Origin of the sequence: Streptomyces sp. NPDC101132, assembly GCF_044759225.1 — a bacterium.
In the GTDB taxonomy this organism is placed as follows: Bacteria; Actinomycetota; Actinomycetes; order Streptomycetales; family Streptomycetaceae; genus Streptomyces.
The window spans coordinates 415,043-431,417 of sequence record NZ_JBIVYX010000001.1; the positions used below are offsets into that span (position 1 = coordinate 415,043).

Below are 16,375 nucleotides of genomic sequence, written 5' to 3' on the forward strand. Positions count from 1 at the left end.
GCGGGGGACGGGCTCGCGGCCGGTTCGGGGCTGGACACCGGATGGCGTCCGGCCCCGGACCGGGTGGGTCAGGCGCCTTGGGCGGCGAGGCCGGACCGGACGTCACGGGCGGCGGCGACGAGGTTCTCCAGGGAGGCGCGGGTTTCGGGCCAGCCGCGGGTCTTCAGGCCGCAGTCGGGGTTGACCCACAGCCGCTCGGCCGGGATGGCCTCCAGCCCGGTGCGCAGCAGGCCGGCCGCTTCCTCGGCGGAGGGGACGCGCGGGGAGTGGATGTCCCAGACGCCCGGGCCGGCCTCCCGGGGATAGCCGTGGGCGGCGAGTTCGCGGGCGACCTGCATGTGGGAGCGGGCGGCCTCCAGGCTGATGACGTCGGCGTCGAGGTCGTCGATGGCCTGGACGATGTCGCCGAACTCGGCGTAGCACATGTGGGTGTGGATCTGGGTATCCGGCCGGACCCCGCTGGTGGTGAGGCGGAAGGACTCGGTGGCCCAGGCCAAGTAGTCGGCGTGGTCGGCGGCGCGGAGCGGCAGGGTCTCACGCAGGGCGGGCTCGTCCACCTGGATCACGGACGTCCCGGCCGCCTCCAGGTCGCCCACCTCGTCCCGCAGGGCGAGGGCGACCTGGCGGGCGGTCTCGCCGAGCGGCTGGTCGTCGCGCACGAAGGACCAGGCGAGCATGGTGACGGGCCCGGTCAGCATGCCCTTGACCGGCTTCGCGGTCAGCGACTGCGCGTACGAGGTCCAGCGGACGGTCATCGGCTCCGGGCGGGAGATGTCCCCGGCGAGCACCGGCGGGCGGACGTAGCGGGTGCCGTAGGACTGGACCCAGCCGTGCTGCGTGGCGAGGTAACCCGTCAGCTGCTCGGCGAAGTACTGCACCATGTCGTTGCGTTCGGGTTCGCCGTGCACCAGGACGTCCAGGCCGGCCTTCTCCTGGAAGGAGACGACCTCCTCGATCTCGCCCCTGATGCGCGCTTCGTACCCGGCCGTGTCGATCCGTCCGGCCCGCAGATCGGCGCGGGCGACCCGCAGTTCGTCGGTCTGCGGGAACGAGCCGATGGTGGTCGTGGGGAGCAGCGGAAGGCCCAGGTGGGCCCGCTGGGCGGCGGCCCTCTGCGGGTAGGGCTGGGCGCGCCGTCCGTCGGCCTCGGTGATCGCCGCGGTCCGGGCCCGGACCGCGGGGTCGTGCGTGAGGGCGGAGTTGGCGCGGGAGGCGAGGTCGGCGCGGTTGGCGGCGAGTTCCGCGGTGATCGCGCCCGTGCCCTGGGCGAGGCCGCGCGCGAGGGTCGCGATCTCGGTGGTCTTCTGGCGGGCGAAGGCGAGCCAGCGTCGGACCTGGGGGTCGATGTCGCGGTCGGCCGAAGCGTCCAGCGGGACGTGCAGGAGGGAGCAGGAGGCCGCGACGTCCACCCGGTCGGCGAGGCCGAGCAGCGTACCGAGGGTGGTCAGGGACTTCTGGTAGTCGTTGATCCAGATGTTGCGGCCGTTGACCACGCCCGCCACCAGGCGCCTGCCGGGCAGGCCGCCAACGGCCGCGAGGTCGGAGAGGTTCGCCGTGCCGGTGTCGGTGAAGTCGAGCCCGAGGCCCTCGACAGGTGCGGCGGCAAGGATCTGGAGGGCGTCGCCGAGCCGGCCGAAGTAGGAGGCGACGAGCAGCTTGGGCCGGTCGGTGAGGGCGCTGAGGTCGCGGTAGGCGCGGGCGGCGGCGTTCAGCTCGGCCGGGGTACGGTCCTGGACCAGGGCGGGCTCGTCGAGCTGCACCCACTCCGCGCCGGCTGCCCGCAGCTCGGCGAGCACCTGGGCGTAGACCGGGAGCAGCCGGTCCAGCAGTGTCAGCGGCTCGAAGTCCGCGGCCACTCCCGGGGCGGGCTTGGCCAGCAGCAGGTAGGTGATCGGGCCGACCAGGACTGGGCGGGCGGTGTGCCCGAGCGCGACGGCTTCCTCGAACTCGGCGATCTGCTTGGCGGAGTTCGCGGTGAAGACGGTGTCGAGGCCGAGTTCGGGGACGAGGTAGTGGTAGTTGGTGTCGAACCACTTGGTCAGCTCCAGCGGCGCCACGTCCTGGGTGCCGCGCGCCATGGCGAAGTAGCCGTCGAGCGCGTCCGCGTCGACCGCCGCACGGTGGCGGGGCGGGACGGCGCCGAGCATGACGCTGGTGTCCAGCACGTGGTCGTAGTAAGAGAAATCACCGGTCGGTACTTCGTGGATGCCGGCCTCGGCAAGCTGCTGCCAGTTCGAACGGCGCAGGCCGGCCGCGGTCTCCCGGAGGGCGTCGGCGGTGACGCGGCCCTTCCAGTAGCCCTCGACGGCCTTCTTCAGTTCGCGGTTCTGCCCCTGACGGGGGTAGCCGTACACGGTGGCTCGTACTGCCGCGGCTGCGGGCTTCGCTGTCACGGAACTCTCCTTCGCGAGATGTCTCCAGGAACATCCCGACGACGGGACGCGGACGCGAAGGGAACGACAGAATGGGCGGCCCACGCCGCAGGACGCATGCCCGCACGTGCCGCTCGCTGTGTACGCCGACCCGCCCACGAGGTCACCGGGATATCCGCACACGGAACCGTCCGGGTGCGGGCAACGGGCAGGTCTTCGGACTCGCGGGCACGCCTGCCGGTCTCCCGGCGGGCACCTACTGGCCGTCGCTTCCCAGGACCGTTGTCCGGTCCCAGTGCGTATGACGGCGGTCGTTCCCGCTCACCGCTGCGGGGCAGTCCCGGATTCCCACCGGGTTCCCTCTTACGACGCATCCCGCCTGGCGGACGGGGCGAACCAGCTGCCCGGCCAGCCTACGGGGTGGGTCAAAGGCGTCAGCAGAGATGTCCACGTTTCGGACGGTGAATCGAGACACACAATGTCCCGGCTGCGGGTCGAACCGGTGACGCAGGCCCTCGCCCAGTCCGCCGCCACCCTGCTGCACCAGGCCGGGCTGCACGGCCACAAGCACGCCATCGACGCCATGCTCTGCGCTACCGCCCTCGCCGGGCTCTCGGCTGCACGACCCTACCGGCCGGTCACCGGCGCCGGAAGCGGGCAGGAGTCAGTCGCGACGGCGATGTAGGCCAGGCCGTCGTACTCGTCGGCCGGGGTGACCGGAATCGTGTTGTAGCGGTAGGTCCACAGGGGCGCCCCGGCGCCGAAGCTCCGTGTCCAGTGCCGGGTGTCGAGCCAGGTGTGGACGGCCTGCGGCGCGTCCGCCGCCGCGCCGCGCAGGTCTAAGAGGTGGTTACCGGGGTGGGCGGCGGCGAGTCGGGCCTCCAGGGTGGTGGAACGCGCGGGGCCGAGCCGGTGGGTGACAACGGCGGCGGACGGGCCGCGCGTCCAGGGGCCGGGCCAGACGCGCCGTGCGCGGAAGGAACCCGCACCGAACAGCAGGCCGAGCGCGTAGTAGGCGTCGCCGTAGCGTTCGGACAGGTGCTGCCCGAGCGCCGGTACGGCGCCGTCGTAGCGGCTCTTGGTGATGTGGCCGTTGTGCGCCCACAGGGCAACTTTGACGGACGGGTCATCCAGGACCCGCCCGAGGTTGCCTGCCATGTGCCGGTCACGGGCGGCGAAGACGGTCTGCCCCGGGTCGGTGTGGTGTCGCTCGCGCGTCACGAGGTCGGCGGCCTGCGCCAGGATCCGTGCGTGGCGCAGCACGTCGGCCGCCTCGGGAGCCAGTTCACGCAGGAACTCCAGCAACTCCTCGGCCTCGTGTGCCAGGCGGCGTTGTGGGTCGGGGCGCGATCCGGGATACGCCTTGGCCAGTACCCCGAGCGCTTCGTGCATGCCGGCCACCCGGTTCGGCGCCGCCCCGCGCAGGAAGGCGTCGAGCGCGGCGAGGGAAGCGCCGCATTGCTGGGGGTCGATGCCGACGAAACCCACCTGCTCGTCGTTCGGCCGTCCCCGGTTGTAGGCCCGCATCCATTCGAGGAGCGCCAGCACCTCCTGGGTCCGCCAGGTCCAAGAACCCAGCCCCGCGAGTACCTCGGCGCCGTCCCCGGTGCCCCGGCGGACATAGGCGTCGACGGCTTCAGGGGCCACGGCCGCAGACCACCAGCTGACCGCCGCCATGTAGAGGTCTGCCGGATGGACTCCTGCAGGGCCCGCTTCAGTCTGCGCCATATCCCCCAGCGGCCCCCGGAAGAGGGTTTCATCCTCCATCACAGCCCCGCCCCCGTCTCGGCTCCGCTCTGCGGCGTTTGCCGTACAGCTGCGGATTCTCCCTCACACCTCTGACACGGCCGGCAGCTGGTGTCAGCGAGAGAAGCGTCGTCGAGACCGCTCTCCTGCTGCCGAGGCACAGCCCGAGCGGGCGTCCGCCAGACCAAGATCCGGACCATTTCCCGACCAGCTCCCACCCGAGAGCTGCACGAAGCGCCGTTTTCCCTGGTCAGTGCGGGTGTGACTGCTGTACCGCCAGCCGACCAAGAACCTGCCGCGGTCAGCAGTCCAAGATCCAGGTCTCATGCGCGGCGCGAGGATCGGCTTCTCCCACTGCCGTTGCCGAGATCAGCAACGGCGGGACCTCATCCACGAAGACTCCTGCCAAAAGGCCGCCGCCGTCAGCGGGGTGGGGAGTCACGATGATGAGGACGCCACCTTACGGAGACTGGTATTTGGGCTGCCACACGACTTGAATCGGCATGAGGAGAGACGGTACGACGATCACATGCACCGTTGGACGCCGCTCAACGATCGCCAGTTTGCCCTCCTCACACGCATCGGAGAGGGCACTGAACCCGTCACCTCTGACTTCCCGGACCTCGCCCGCACCGTACGGGTCCTGAAAGAGCGGGGCCTCATCACCATGCCGCAGGAAGGTGGACGGTGGAAGGCGGAGATCGCCGAGGCGGGGCAGTTCTACCTCCAGCACGGCCATCACCCAGACCGGCCCGAACCCACGCCACGGAGGTCCCGTACAACGGCGGCCGCTACTGCACCCCAGGAGCCTGAGCCTCCGGAGCCCCAGACTCCAGCCATACCGAAAACTCGTGTTCAGCGTGTGCCCAAGGCTCGGCAGATCTCCTCTGCGGAGATCGGGGCGGCCTTGATCGCGGAGGTGCAGCAGGCCGGGCGCTTCCTGCGCATCCCGGATCCGGGCGAGGGGGAGCGGGCTCGGTACCGGCGGGCGTTCGATGCCGCAAGGCAGTGCCCTCCTGCCGGGTACCACCTGAAGTACACCGGGCGGGCCAAGGGAGACATCTGCTTCGGGCTGCTCCGGGTGAGCGGCGAGGATGACACCGAGTGGAACCGCATCCGGCTCGCGCGCAGCCGGACGCTGACCGACATCGACGATGTGATCGCCGCAGTCGAGAAGGACCACAGCGCCTTCGAGGTCTCGGAAGAGGTACTCCCCCGGGTTCTGTCTCTGATCCGGCTGTTCGCCGAGCGCGCCTTCACCCTCCATGGCGATATCACGGTGTCCAGGAAGCGCAAGCAGCCGAGACCGCTGCTCACCGTCCATGGCATCACGTACGAGATGAGCTTCCGTGAGCGGCAGAGGCAGGTCCGGTACGTGCCCCAGCAGCCGGGCCGGCGTATGTACGACTGGCAGCGGGTCACGCCGACGCACCGGTTCGAGCCCTCCGGGGAGCTGGAGTTGCGCTTTGGCATCAAGACGGAGTGGGCCGACACGGAGGGGAAGAGGCTGGAAGACCAGATCGATGCGGTCTTCAAGGTGCTGAAGGCCCGTGCGCAGGAGCAGGAGCGGGCCAGGCTGAAGTACGAGGCGGAACAGCGCCGCTTGCGGGAGGAACGCGAGGCGGAGCAGCGTCGGCTGCAGGAGGAGCGGGCGCGGCAGGAAGCCGAGCGCCAACGGCTGGAGGCGGAGAAGCGGCAGCGGCGGCAGGAGGAGTGGGAGGCCGCGGTGAGCGTGGCTTCGATCAAGGCGGTGGACGCCGTGCGGGCCGAGACGTTCGCGACGGCTATGGCCCAATGGCGGGCCGCCGGTGAGATCCGGGCCTTCTGCGACGCACTCGACGAGGCCGCTGACCAGGCGGATGATCCCGTCGAGGCAGGGAGCCTTCGGGAGTGGTCGGCCTGGGGGCGGTCAGAGGCAGACCGGCTGGATCCCGTCCTGGGCCGCAGGGGGCTTCGCGGGCGGAACTTCCACGCGGAGCCGACTGGTGACCAGCTTCGTCCGTTCCTCGACGGCTGGCACCCGCATCGTCCCGAGAAGGAGAAGCCGCCGGCGAAGCCCGCGCCGGCCCAGCCGGAGGTGCGTCCGGAGCCGGAGCGCTCACGGGCGTTCAGCGACGAACGTCTGGACCAAGGCTGGAGATATGGACGCCCAGGTCGCGCTCAATGGTGGAGGCGATGACGCCGTGGCCCCGGTCGCGGAGCGCCTTCACTGCGCGCTCGACCAGTTCGCCGAGTCGTAGCACTTCCTCCCTCAGGGCCACCAGTTCGTCGTGGCGCTCTGCCTTCTCCTGTCCGCACCACTCGCGCACCGTGTGCAGGGCTTCCTTCTCCGCGTCCAGCTTTCGGTCGTCCCGGCGCTGGTAGCCGTACCAGGGAGATCGGTCACGTTCCTCTTCCATGGCTCGGTGGCGCTGGTCGACCTCCGGGAGGATCTCGTCCGGCAGCCGCTGGGCGACCTGGCGTGCGATCCGTTCGGTGATCGGCCAGCCCGCCAGGGAGCAGCCGTTGCGGTCCTCGTGGAGCATGGGGTCGTTGCGCAGTTGGGCAGCGTCCATGCCGACGAGTGGCGCGGTCTCATCGAGGCGCCCGAGCTCCAGGACGCCGGCATCGGCTACCGCCTTGCGTAGGCGTAGCCGGCCCTTGGGCCGGACGAGGCCGAGGATCATCCGGGCCGCCTCGAATTCGGCGCTTCCCCGCACTGCCCTCGATGCCTCGGCCAGGGCCAGCTCCGCCGCGTCGTCCGCCCGGAAGGCGTCGACGTCAGCCCAGAGGACGAGCAGAGAGCCGGGGCTCACCCATTCCTGGAGGCCGGCCGCGTCACCGTCCAAGAAGCGCACGTGAACGCTCCCGGATCTGCCGGCGCCGCCTACTCGGACGATCTCGACTCGGCGCAGTGCACCGCCCAGTTCCTTCGGCCTTGCTCGATAGGCCCAGTGCTCCCCGATCTCCATGGGTCCATTGAGCCAGGCCGACGACGTCTGGAGGCCGTCAACGGCAGAAACCGCAGCGCCGGCTATCCGTACGTTTTCTTCCGGCGGGCGCGGTGTTGGCGGTCTCCCTGGCCGGAGCCGTTGACAGAGGCGAGGGCGGACAGTGCGGCGCCGTTGTTCCACAGGCCGAGGTGGTCGCGGTGGACGGCCATGACGCCGTTCTGCACGGCGCAGCGCTCGGCAGGGCCGCTGAAGTAGGTGGTGGTCACGAAGATCGCGACGTCGGCGCCGAAGTGGACCTGTGAGCCGAGGAGGTTGCGGACCTCGCTATTGGAGATCTTCCGCTTCGGGTTGTAGCGCTTGCACTGGATCACCATGGTCCGGCCGTCGGGAAGTCGTCCCCGGACGTCCGCGCCGTCGTCGTGCGAGCGACCAACCCTGCGCACGTCGGTGCATCCGTCCCGTCGACACAGGCCGGCCACGAACTCCTCGAAGTCCGGTCCGTCCATCGCGTCGACTTCGGTGAGCGTCCGGTGGCCAGTGTTGACCGCGTCCTCATGGCGCCACGTCCGGTCACGGGTGCGGATGAGCCGGTCGGTCTTCCACAGCCACCAGCCTCCCGCGGTCACCGCCCCGATTGCCAGAGTCCCGACGAGGTAGGGCCAGATCACGGCCCATGACGACGTGAGCAGGCCGAGGACAGCGATACCTCCGACGGCTCCCGCAGCGAGCCGGTCGTCCCTGCGCTTACGCCGGGACGACCGACGCTTCGACTTACGAGCTGCCACCCGTTCCTCCCCCTGGTGTCGGCAGCCAGTGTGGGTGAGGAACTCCGCAGGCGTAAGAGCGCCTGTTGGCCACGGCTCATCTCCCGGCAGCAGGGCCCCGATACTGGCCGTTTCAGAATGAGGTTCGCCCTCGTGCGAGGTCAGCAGAGAGGGCTGTCGACCGTGCTGTTGATGGAACCGGCATCAGTCGCGAGGCAACCACTGTCGGTGATGGGTGGCATGCTCGCAGCCATGAGTCTGAACATCTTGTTACGGGCGCGGTGGGGCCGGCGCGCACGGCGCTGGGGCGACGAGGCGATAGCGGAACTCCGCGCCGACCTTGATCGGCTGGGATACGGATGGTGGCCCATTCCACCGCGACTGAAGGTAGCTCTACGGCACACGTACGCAGCGGAAGTCCCGTGGTTCGTCTTCATGCTCGCTGCGACCATGCTTGCCTATCTCGCGGTCGCGTACTTCGTCATCGTGCTGGGCCTCTACCGCGAGCACGACCCGCTTTGGCGCTGGGCCGCGGCGTGGGCAATTACGGTCACGTTGCTCATGAAGCTGTGCGTGAAGACGAGAGGGGCCGGTCTGCCGTTCGTCCGCAACCTGCTCACCTTGGAGTGCAAGGCAACGATCAGAGCCTGCTCCGAGGCGTATGGCGCCAGCCATGCTCAGCGGGCGGAGAAGTTGTCCGCGGTTGGGACGGCGTTGCGCCGCCTTGAGGGGGACGTGATGCGGGCGCATCGCCGTTCCGGGACCGTTGCCTTCCTGTCCCCCCGGCGCCGAGAGCTGAAGGTCCACGCCGGTCAGGTGGTCGCCAAGCTACGCGAAGCAGAGGCCACCTTGGGACCCGGTGATCACGCAGCGGTGCTCAGCGAGATCGCCGGTCTGGCCGCGACGATCGCTGTGCAACATGTGGCCGGCCACATCGGATCTCTCCTCCCCAAGCCTGCGCTGGAGGGCAAGCAGCCGGTCCGCGACCGAGAGGTACTCCGTGTAGCTGCGGCTGTCGTGCTGATCGCCGGGGCGTCGTCGGGCTGGCCTTCCTCGGCCTTCCCGACATGGCAACGGTTGCCGCAGGAACCGCTTGGGCAGTGCTGATCATGATGGCGCTGTTCGGCAGCAACTGGGCTCGCTACCTCCCCATCCTCGACCTCTTCAAGCCGGGCCCCTGAGCGCTCCTTGGGCGGAAGGCCGCGGCCTACCCGCTCGCCGCGCGACAGACCAGGATTCCGCCGAGGCAGGTGATTCGGAATGCGCCCTCTGTCCGGATGGTCTCGCCCACCCTTTCGCGGGCCCGTTCGATCGTTTCCTTGAACGGCACGCCCATTTGGTCGGCCCATGCCTCGTACGAGGCCAGGTGGGCGACCACGGGCGCGGCGTCGGTCACCTCGATCACGCCTGGGAGAGGGATGGTGCGGACATCATCGAAGACGGCGCCCAGGATGACCGGGGCGTCTTCCAGAGTGAAGCGGGCAGAGAGCTGGACGCGTGCCGGTCCCTCAGCGACGCCGAGGACGTCGCCGGCGGCTCGTCGCCAGAGGTCCTCCAGTTCCTGCTTGTCCGTCCGGCTGTTCGTGGACGCGATGGCAATGCCTCCCTGGGCCAGGACACGACCCAGCTCTTGGGCGGCTCGGGCCTGGTCCTCGACGTGGTAGAGCATGTGCATGGCCAGTACTGCGCCCAGGGCGCCGTCCGCGATCGGGAGTCTCTGGGCGTCGCCGGCCACGGCCCCGGCGACGCCTGCCACGATGCCGGGAGAGATGTCCATGGGGAGAAGGGTCAGGTCCGGCCGGTCGGCGCGGACCCGCTGTACGAACTTGCCGTTGCCGCAGCCCACGTCCGCAACTGCCCCGCGGACGCTGGCCAGCTCGTCGACGACGATGCCGGGGAGGTCGTGTCGCGGGGTCTGCCACTGGTAGAGGGACTGGCGGGCGGCAAGGTGCTGGCCGGTGCCGTACGCCTGGGTGGAGAGCAGGTGCCGGTCGGTCACGGAAGGGTCGTTCGTGGGCTGGGTGGTCATCGCGGCTCCGTGGGTGTGCTGACGAGAGCGGGCCGGTCGGTTACCTCGCGGATGTGCTCCCGAAGATCGATCACCGGCCGTGAGTCACGGTACGGCCCGCTGCCGATGAGCGTGCCCAGTTTGCGAAGCCTGATGGTGATGCTCGCGGTGAACTGATCCGCGCCGAGGACCGCGGCGAGTTCCGTACCGGCTCCTTCCACTTCGCCGCTCGCCAGGTATGCGGTCGCCAGGTCCAGATGCGCGGCGTGCAGGTCTCCGGAGGACCGGTCGCCTTCAGCCCCGGCCTGGTACAGCTCCACGGCGCGGTTGGACGCCGCTATAGCCCGCTGGACTTGTTCGTCGCCGTCGATGGCAAGCAGCGTGGTGCCCGTGTAGGCCCACTGCTTGGCCTCGGGGAAGGCGAAGACGCCCGGCAGTTCGTCCCGTTCCGCGCTGCTGCGGGCGTCATGGGCCAGCGCGAGGGAGCGCAACGCGCTGCGGCCGTCTCCGTGGGCTGCGAGGGCACGGGCCTCCAGGCTTAGCAGCCGTGCGGTGAGCGTTCCTGAGCCCGGCCCTCGCCCGTCCTCGCGTCCGGCCCGTGCCAGATCTGCGGCCCGCCTGTAGTCGCCCGTCCAGTAGGCGGCCAGCGACTGGAACGAGCGTGCCCAGGCTCGCAGTCTCGGGTGTTCCGCGATTTCCGCGCACTGCACCACCGTCCGCGCATGGGTGGAGGCGGAGGGCTGGTGGCCGAGGTCGAGGGACACGTGCGCCGCGAGGCCGGACAACCAGCCTGCGAGCACGTACAGGTGTCGCGTCTGACCAGGATGCTGGCGTCCCTCGAGTAATCGGAACACGTCCGTGCGCAGGGAGCGGATCTCCGGGACCAGCAGGGGCAGGGGCCGGCTGACGAAGTCTCTGGCGAGACGCTCCAGGTCGGCGTCGAACTGCTCCAGCACCAATTCGTTGACGTTGGTAGCTGCCGCATGTCGGGCGAGCCGTGCTGACAGCTCCGTGTCGGCCTGGAGGCTGCTCGCCTCATTGCCGAGCGCCGAAGAGGCCTCATACGCGGAAGCACTGCCAGTCGGCTCTCCCTTCGGGTGCAAGCCCAGCTCTGCCTCGCTTGAGACACCGAACACCGCGCACAGCGCCGCCCTGTAGTCGCCCGAGGGCCAGGTGATCGCTCCGCGTTCCAGCCGGGAGATCCAATTCGCATCGAGTTCGGGGTAACGGCCTGTAGCCGCTTGGACCTGTGTGCACACCCGTTGGGCGGCCTGGGCCTGTGTCCATCGCTGCTCGCGCCTCAGTCGGCGCAGGATCTCGTTCGCCATCATCCCGCCGTCCGCTGGTCGAGTTGGGCGCCCGGAAGCCTAGCGGGATTCTGCCTAGCTCGTGCCTACAACGTGCCTAGTGGAATGCCCTGTTCGGGGATCCGGCGCCGGAGTTGACTGAACTCCATCCCCCGCTCAGACAGCCCCGGGAGAGCCCTCGTGATCACCCACGCAACTGCAGTCCGGCGCGACATCACGGACAACCACAACGAGCAGCAGGCCACTCTGCCGATCGCGTCGCTGCACCGGCTCGACGGCACCACGGAGATCACGACCCTGGTCCTCGACCCTGCCCAGCTGGAGGTCCTGTACGCGCAGATGGACTGGGCGCTTGGGATGCGGGAGGCGGCTGCGGGGCACCCGGCATGACGACGAGGGCTGCGACTCAGGCGTCAGTACCCGCGGACACCATGCGCGCCCTGTGCGCCCGCGTCCTCACGCCCAACGCCTACCGCATACAGGGCGGTGACGTACGGGAGGCCACGGCCCTTCTCCACGGCTACGTCCAGCTCCTGCTCTGCGAGCGGGACGGTGGCAGCCAAGCCTGTACGGATGCCGAACTTCTCCTGTCGCACGGGCCCGGCGAGGGGCGGCTCGGGGCCTGGATTCACATGCGGGCCCTCGCCCGCATCTGTCGTGTCCTGCTGATCGAGCGCCAGGTGCGGCAGCGGCGCAACAGAGCAGCCGTCGACCAGGCGCCTAAGGACCCGGACTCGGTGGTGACGCAGTGAGGCAGCGGATCGCCGTGATCGTTTACGTGATCCTCTGCAGTGCCGTCGTCGGCAGTCTCCTGTCCGCCACCGAACACTGACCACCCGCCGCTTGCAGCGGCGGGGCACGGCGGCTGCATCCGCACCGTCGAGAAACCGAAGTGATGGAGGCACGTCATGAACCGACCCAAGCCCCAGACGAAGCCGAGTGCGCCCGTGACCGCGGAGGCGGTCCGCCGGCTCCAGCAGCGCGTGACGGCGTTCGCCGCCACCGGCACGACCCACAACTCCCCGACCACCTACCACCGGTAGGCCCCGCCGGTCCGCAAACAGGTGCGGGGGGGGGGGGGGGCGGGGGCCCCCCCCCCCCCCCCCCCCCCCCCCCCCCCCCCCCCCCCCCGCGGCCCCCCCCCGGGGGGGGGGGGGGGCGGGCGCCCCCCCCCCCCCCCACCACCCCCGCACCCTTCCTGACCGCGCAAAGGAGTTCGTCATGGCAGCAGCCCCCGTCGGCCTGGAACTGACCTTCCTCGGCCACCAAACCTGGCACATCACCGACGGCCTCTCCTCCGTCCTCCTCGACCCGATCCTCGCGCCCGCGTTCGGAGCCGGGAGCCTGGAGTTCGAGATCTGGCCGCCCCGCACCGTGGACACCCAGGGCATGCCCGGCCCGAACGCGGTGATCCTCAGCCACGAGCACCTGGACCACTTCCACCTCCCCTCGCTCGACCTCCTCGCCCGCACGGTGCCCGTCTACACCGGCACCACCACCCCGGCCGCCGTCACCGACGCCATCGAAGCCCTGGGCTTCACCGTGCACCGCGTGGACCACACCCGGCCGCTAAACGTCGGCGACATCGAGATCACCCTCTACCCCGCGGGCGCCCGCACCCTCTTCTGGGAGAAGCGCGTCTCCCAGCCCCTGGTCCGCCTGTCCGGCACCACAGGCAACGACGTCTTCATCGGCGTCGACGCCGACGTCTCCGACCTCTACATCGAGCAGCTGGCCCAGGGCACCCTCGCCCCGCCCCGGCTCGCCGTGGTCTCCAACAACGCCCAGACCGTCCCGTACGGAGCGCTCGGAGCGGACAACAACCTGCTGCCCGGCATGGACGGACCCCGCAACCGCACCACCGGCCTCCAGATCCTCAACGGCCTGCTCATCGACTACCTCAAGCCCCTGGACGGCGTACGGGACGTCGCCCTGTGCGGCAACGGCTTCACCGCGCCCCGCAGCCCCCACGGCCCGTTCCTCTATGCCGACCACAAGGCCCTGGCCGCGACCGCGAACGAGCTCCAGCACCTCTTCCGCGTCCACGGCCCTCGCCCCGGCGACCGCCTCACCATCCGGGCGGGCGACGGTCCTGTCACCACCTCCCGCGTCCCCTGGGTCACCCCCGACCCCGTGGCGGAGAAGTCCGCGCTCGCCGCACTCGCTGACTTCCTCGACTCCCCGCAGCGCGTCGAGCCGACCCCGGTCACCCCGGCCCTGGCCGAGGAGGAGTGGGAGAAGGCCGACGCCCTGGTGGCCGAGGAGCTGCCCCGGCTCGCCCGGGAGCTGATCGCCACCCGTACCGGCGCCCTGGCCACCAGCATCCACGACTACCTCGCCGGCCCCCTCGGAGCGCACCGCGCCGTCCTGCGCCTCCTCGACCCGCCCGGCCGCCCCGGTGAGATCGACTCGTACGCCTGGAACATCACCGGCCCCACCTGGGACAAGGTCGCCACGACCAGCCGGGAAGAGGCCATGGCCGCCCACCCCTTCGGCATCGAGATCTACTTCCAGGACTTCGCCGCCGTCTTCCTCGGCCGCGCCCAGATCTGGGACGTCGTCGGCGGCTCGTACCAGGGCTGGCACATCGGCGAGAACCTCGACTCCCCGGTCTATGCCCTCTTCGCGATCTACGGCGAGCACCAGCGGCCCGACCTCGCCGCCCGCTGCTACGCCCACAGCCTGGCCACCCTGGGCATCCCCCAGGAGACCGCGGCATGAGCACCGCTCCCGCCGGGCCGCTGGACGGCGCCGCCCGCACGCGGCCCGACGGGTGGCTGGCCAACCCGTTCACCAGCAACCGCGCCACAGCCGAGCGCCAGGCGTACGTGATCCTCGCGCGCCACCACGCGGGCGAGCCGGGACCGGTGCGCTGCCTGACCGCCCGCTACCGCACAGCCGTCTTCGCCCTCGGCGCCCCTCCCCGCCGGGTCCTGAAGCGGCACGCGGACGAGGCTGGCTACCTCGGCGAAGTCCTCGCCTACGAACTCCTGGCCGACGAGAACGTCCTGCCGGACCTCCACCGTGCCTGCGATACGTCGCGCACGCTGCTGGTCGACCACCTTGGCGAGAAGGTCACCCTCTCGGGCGCCGACGCCTTCGAGGAGCTGGTCCGGGCGGTCGTCCTCATCCACACCGCCTCCGCCCGCTGGCAGCCCGAGGTCGCCGAAACCATGGCCTTCTGGCACACAACGGCTGCCCTGGAGGCCCCGTCCCCGGACTGGATCACCCGCCCCGACGACTGGCGCCGGCTCCTTCAGCTCGTCACCGATGCCCACGGACCACGTCACGTACCGCTCGGCCACCTGGACCTCAAGCCGGAACACGTCCGCCGCCGCGCTGACGGGCACCTCGCCCTCATCGACGCGGAAACCCTCCGCCCGGACATCACCGGCCTGCCCGACCTGATCACCCTCGCCCACATGGCTGACCAGCAAGGGCACCCGTCCCCCCGCTGGGTACGCCACGCCTACCTGCACCACGCACGAGAACTCGGCGCCCACTGGAACGATCACGGCCTCATATGCGCCCTGGCAGCGTTCGCCGCAGCCACCGGCCTCCGTTCCCTGCACGGCGCCCACGAGTGACCACCCCAGCGGTACCGTGCCACTTCCCGACACAAGGAGAATCCCAAGTGCGCGGTATCCGCACCGTCATGGTCTTCGTCGACGACCCCGAAGCCACCGCCCGCTGGTGGGGCGAGATCTTCGAAGCCGAGGTCAAGCTCGACATCAACGGCACCGCCGTCTACGCCTGGCTCGACCTCGACGGACTCGAGTTCGGCTTCCACCAGGCGTCCCCCAAAGCCAACGCCCACGGGCGAAGCACCGTCCCGTACTGGTCCGTCGAGGACCTCGACACCGAACGCAAGCGCCTCCTGGAAGCGGGCTGCACCCACCACCGCGGCCCCCTCGACGTGGAGCCCGGCCGGCGCATCTGCCAGCTCATCGACCCCTTCGGCACCGTCTTCGGACTCGACGGGCCCTGACCCCTCGGAGCCCACCCATGCGCCACTGGCCCCTCACCGCCCTCCGGCTCACCACCGCCGACCTCGTCCTGTGCCTCCCCTCGGACGACGATCTCGACGCGCTCGCCCAGGTGGCCGCCGACGGGGTCGTCCCCGACGGCGCCGTGTACTTCCCGCAGCCCTGGGCCTCCGCCCCGCCGGCCGAGAGGGCCAGGAACGTCGTACAGAACCACTGGTGGGCGAGGGGTGACTGGACCCGCGAGAACTGGCGTCTGCTCCTGGCCGTCTTCCACGACGGCCAGGTCATAGGCCAGCAGAATCTCTCCGCACGCGACTTCGACACCACCGGCGAGGCCCGGACCGGCTTCTGGCTCGGCCGCCGCTTCCAGGGCCACGGCTACGGCACCCAGATGCGCGCCGCAGCCCTGGCCCTCGCCTTCGACGGCCTCGGCGCCGCCCGCGTCACCTCCACCGCCTTCGCCGACAACGCTGCCTCCCGGGCGGTCTCCCGAAAGTTCGGCTACCGCCCAAACGGCGTCCACCGGATCTCCGTGGACGGCCACCGCTACGACGCCCACGAGGAGGTCATAGAGGCGGCCGACTGGCAGGGTTGCGCGAGCGTGGTGCCTGTCGGAATAGCTGGGCTGCCTGACTGCATCCCGCTCTTCCGCTGACTGGCGCGCTGGGCGTCGATACGATCTTCCGGCCCATCCCGGCCCCCTGGAGGAGTAGACGTGACGCAGCAAAGCGCTGAGGAGCGACCGGGCATCGCCGCGGCCATCGTGGTGTACGAAGGCCGCGTGCTGATGGTCCGGCGGCGGGTCAGCGAGGGCCAGCTCTACTGGCAGTTCCCGGCCGGCGAGGTCGAGCCCAACGAAGCCCTCGAGGACGCCGCCGTACGGGAGACCCAGGAGGAGACGGGGCTTGCCGTGAAGGCGGTGAAGCTGCTCGGCGAGCGGATCCACCCGGCCACCGGCCGGCGGATGTCGTATACCGCCTGCGAGACGGTCGGCGGTAATGCGCACGTGGCGGATACCGACGAGCTCGCCGAGCTGGCGTGGGTCGCCCATGCATAGATCCCGCGGTATGTCCCGTACGGGCTGTTCCAGCCGGTGCAGGCATACCTCGACTCGGTGTTGAACGAGTAGTGAGCCTCACCTACCGGATGGCGGAAGCGAGACGGGACGGCCTCGGCATCCTTGATCGCCAGATTCCGGCACAGCACCATCTCGAAGCCTCAGCAGTACTCGAGGCTCGCCAGGCATTCTGGTGCACTAT

Annotated in this window: 15 protein-coding genes, 2 pseudogenes and 1 riboswitch; of the genes and pseudogenes, 11 read left to right on the top strand and 6 right to left on the bottom strand. The window is 70.2% G+C overall.

Annotation, left to right across the window (positions count from 1 at the left end; genetic code table 11):
• Nucleotides 1–68: 68 nt before the first annotated feature.
• A complete protein-coding gene (gene metE / locus ACIQUR_RS02010) occupies nt 69–2,393 on the bottom strand; it encodes a 5-methyltetrahydropteroyltriglutamate--homocysteine S-methyltransferase (RefSeq protein WP_403656751.1) in 2,325 nt (774 codons plus the stop codon).
• 168 nt (nt 2,394–2,561) lie between these two features.
• Nucleotides 2,562–2,788: riboswitch (cobalamin riboswitch) on the bottom strand.
• A gap of 59 nt (nt 2,789–2,847) precedes the next feature.
• Here metE and ACIQUR_RS02015 point away from each other — a divergent pair.
• Nucleotides 2,848–3,057, top strand: a pseudogene (locus ACIQUR_RS02015) (hypothetical protein); the annotation flags it as partial.
• Here ACIQUR_RS02015 and ACIQUR_RS02020 read toward each other — a convergent pair.
• Entirely contained in the window at nt 3,000–4,019 is a 1,020-nt protein-coding gene (locus tag ACIQUR_RS02020; protein WP_403656754.1) for an erythromycin esterase family protein, read from the bottom strand. The pseudogene ACIQUR_RS02015 and the gene ACIQUR_RS02020 overlap by 58 nt on opposite strands.
• Nucleotides 4,020–4,647: 628 nt before the next feature.
• Here ACIQUR_RS02020 and ACIQUR_RS02025 point away from each other — a divergent pair.
• Nucleotides 4,648–6,297 (top strand): PE-PGRS family protein, encoded by a 1,650-nt coding sequence (locus ACIQUR_RS02025; RefSeq protein ID WP_403656757.1) that lies wholly within the window; start codon nt 4,648–4,650, stop codon nt 6,295–6,297.
• On the opposite strand, the gene ACIQUR_RS02030 is transcribed toward ACIQUR_RS02025, so the two are convergent.
• Both ACIQUR_RS02030 and ACIQUR_RS02035 read right to left on the bottom strand, forming a co-directional pair.
• Complete coding sequence (locus ACIQUR_RS02030) at nt 6,227–7,069, bottom strand: PE-PGRS family protein (protein WP_403656760.1); 843 nt, start codon at nt 7,067–7,069, stop codon at nt 6,227–6,229. The genes ACIQUR_RS02025 and ACIQUR_RS02030 overlap by 71 nt on opposite strands.
• Nucleotides 7,070–7,131: 62 nt before the next feature.
• A complete protein-coding gene (locus tag ACIQUR_RS02035; RefSeq protein ID WP_403656763.1) occupies nt 7,132–7,677 on the bottom strand; it encodes a restriction endonuclease in 546 nt (181 codons plus the stop codon).
• A gap of 390 nt (nt 7,678–8,067) precedes the next feature.
• Here ACIQUR_RS02035 and ACIQUR_RS02040 point away from each other — a divergent pair, with 390 nt between their 5' ends.
• Complete coding sequence (locus ACIQUR_RS02040; RefSeq protein ID WP_403656766.1) at nt 8,068–8,922, top strand: hypothetical protein; 855 nt, start codon at nt 8,068–8,070, stop codon at nt 8,920–8,922.
• Nucleotides 8,923–9,022: 100 nt separating this feature from the next.
• Here ACIQUR_RS02040 and ACIQUR_RS02045 read toward each other — a convergent pair whose 3' ends face one another.
• Both ACIQUR_RS02045 and ACIQUR_RS02050 read right to left on the bottom strand, forming a co-directional pair.
• On the bottom strand, nt 9,023–9,844 hold the full coding sequence (locus ACIQUR_RS02045; RefSeq protein WP_403656769.1) for a class I SAM-dependent methyltransferase: 822 nt from the start codon (nt 9,842–9,844) through the stop codon (nt 9,023–9,025).
• Nucleotides 9,841–11,154, bottom strand: a complete 1,314-nt coding sequence (locus tag ACIQUR_RS02050; RefSeq protein ID WP_403656772.1) for a multiprotein-bridging factor 1 family protein — start codon at nt 11,152–11,154, stop codon at nt 9,841–9,843. The genes ACIQUR_RS02045 and ACIQUR_RS02050 overlap by 4 nt, the downstream gene beginning before the upstream one ends.
• Nucleotides 11,155–11,310: 156 nt before the next feature.
• Between ACIQUR_RS02050 and ACIQUR_RS02055 the strand changes: the two genes are divergently transcribed.
• From ACIQUR_RS02055 to ACIQUR_RS02090, 8 genes and pseudogenes are all read left to right on the top strand, one after another.
• The gene (locus tag ACIQUR_RS02055; protein WP_403656775.1) at nt 11,311–11,520 is read left to right on the top strand and encodes a hypothetical protein; all 210 of its coding nucleotides are present in this window, start codon (nt 11,311–11,313) and stop codon (nt 11,518–11,520) included.
• Nucleotides 11,517–11,882, top strand: coding sequence for a DUF6415 family natural product biosynthesis protein (locus ACIQUR_RS02060; protein ID WP_403656778.1), 366 nt, complete (start codon nt 11,517–11,519; stop codon nt 11,880–11,882). The genes ACIQUR_RS02055 and ACIQUR_RS02060 overlap by 4 nt, the downstream gene beginning before the upstream one ends.
• A gap of 156 nt (nt 11,883–12,038) precedes the next feature.
• On the top strand, nt 12,039–12,173 hold the full coding sequence (locus tag ACIQUR_RS02065) for a hypothetical protein (RefSeq protein ID WP_266906427.1): 135 nt from the start codon (nt 12,039–12,041) through the stop codon (nt 12,171–12,173).
• Nucleotides 12,174–12,351: 178 nt separating this feature from the next.
• A complete protein-coding gene (locus tag ACIQUR_RS02070) occupies nt 12,352–13,851 on the top strand; it encodes an MBL fold metallo-hydrolase (RefSeq protein ID WP_403656782.1) in 1,500 nt (499 codons plus the stop codon).
• Complete coding sequence (locus ACIQUR_RS02075; protein WP_403656785.1) at nt 13,848–14,717, top strand: hypothetical protein; 870 nt, start codon at nt 13,848–13,850, stop codon at nt 14,715–14,717. The genes ACIQUR_RS02070 and ACIQUR_RS02075 overlap by 4 nt, the downstream gene beginning before the upstream one ends.
• A 47-nt stretch (nt 14,718–14,764) precedes the next feature.
• The gene (locus tag ACIQUR_RS02080) at nt 14,765–15,118 is read left to right on the top strand and encodes a VOC family protein (RefSeq protein ID WP_403656788.1); all 354 of its coding nucleotides are present in this window, start codon (nt 14,765–14,767) and stop codon (nt 15,116–15,118) included.
• A gap of 17 nt (nt 15,119–15,135) precedes the next feature.
• Nucleotides 15,136–15,771, top strand: a complete 636-nt coding sequence (locus tag ACIQUR_RS02085; protein WP_403656791.1) for a GNAT family N-acetyltransferase — start codon at nt 15,136–15,138, stop codon at nt 15,769–15,771.
• 60 nt (nt 15,772–15,831) lie between these two features.
• A pseudogene (locus ACIQUR_RS02090) lies at nt 15,832–16,245 on the top strand (NUDIX hydrolase).
• Nucleotides 16,246–16,375: the final 130 nt, after the last annotated feature.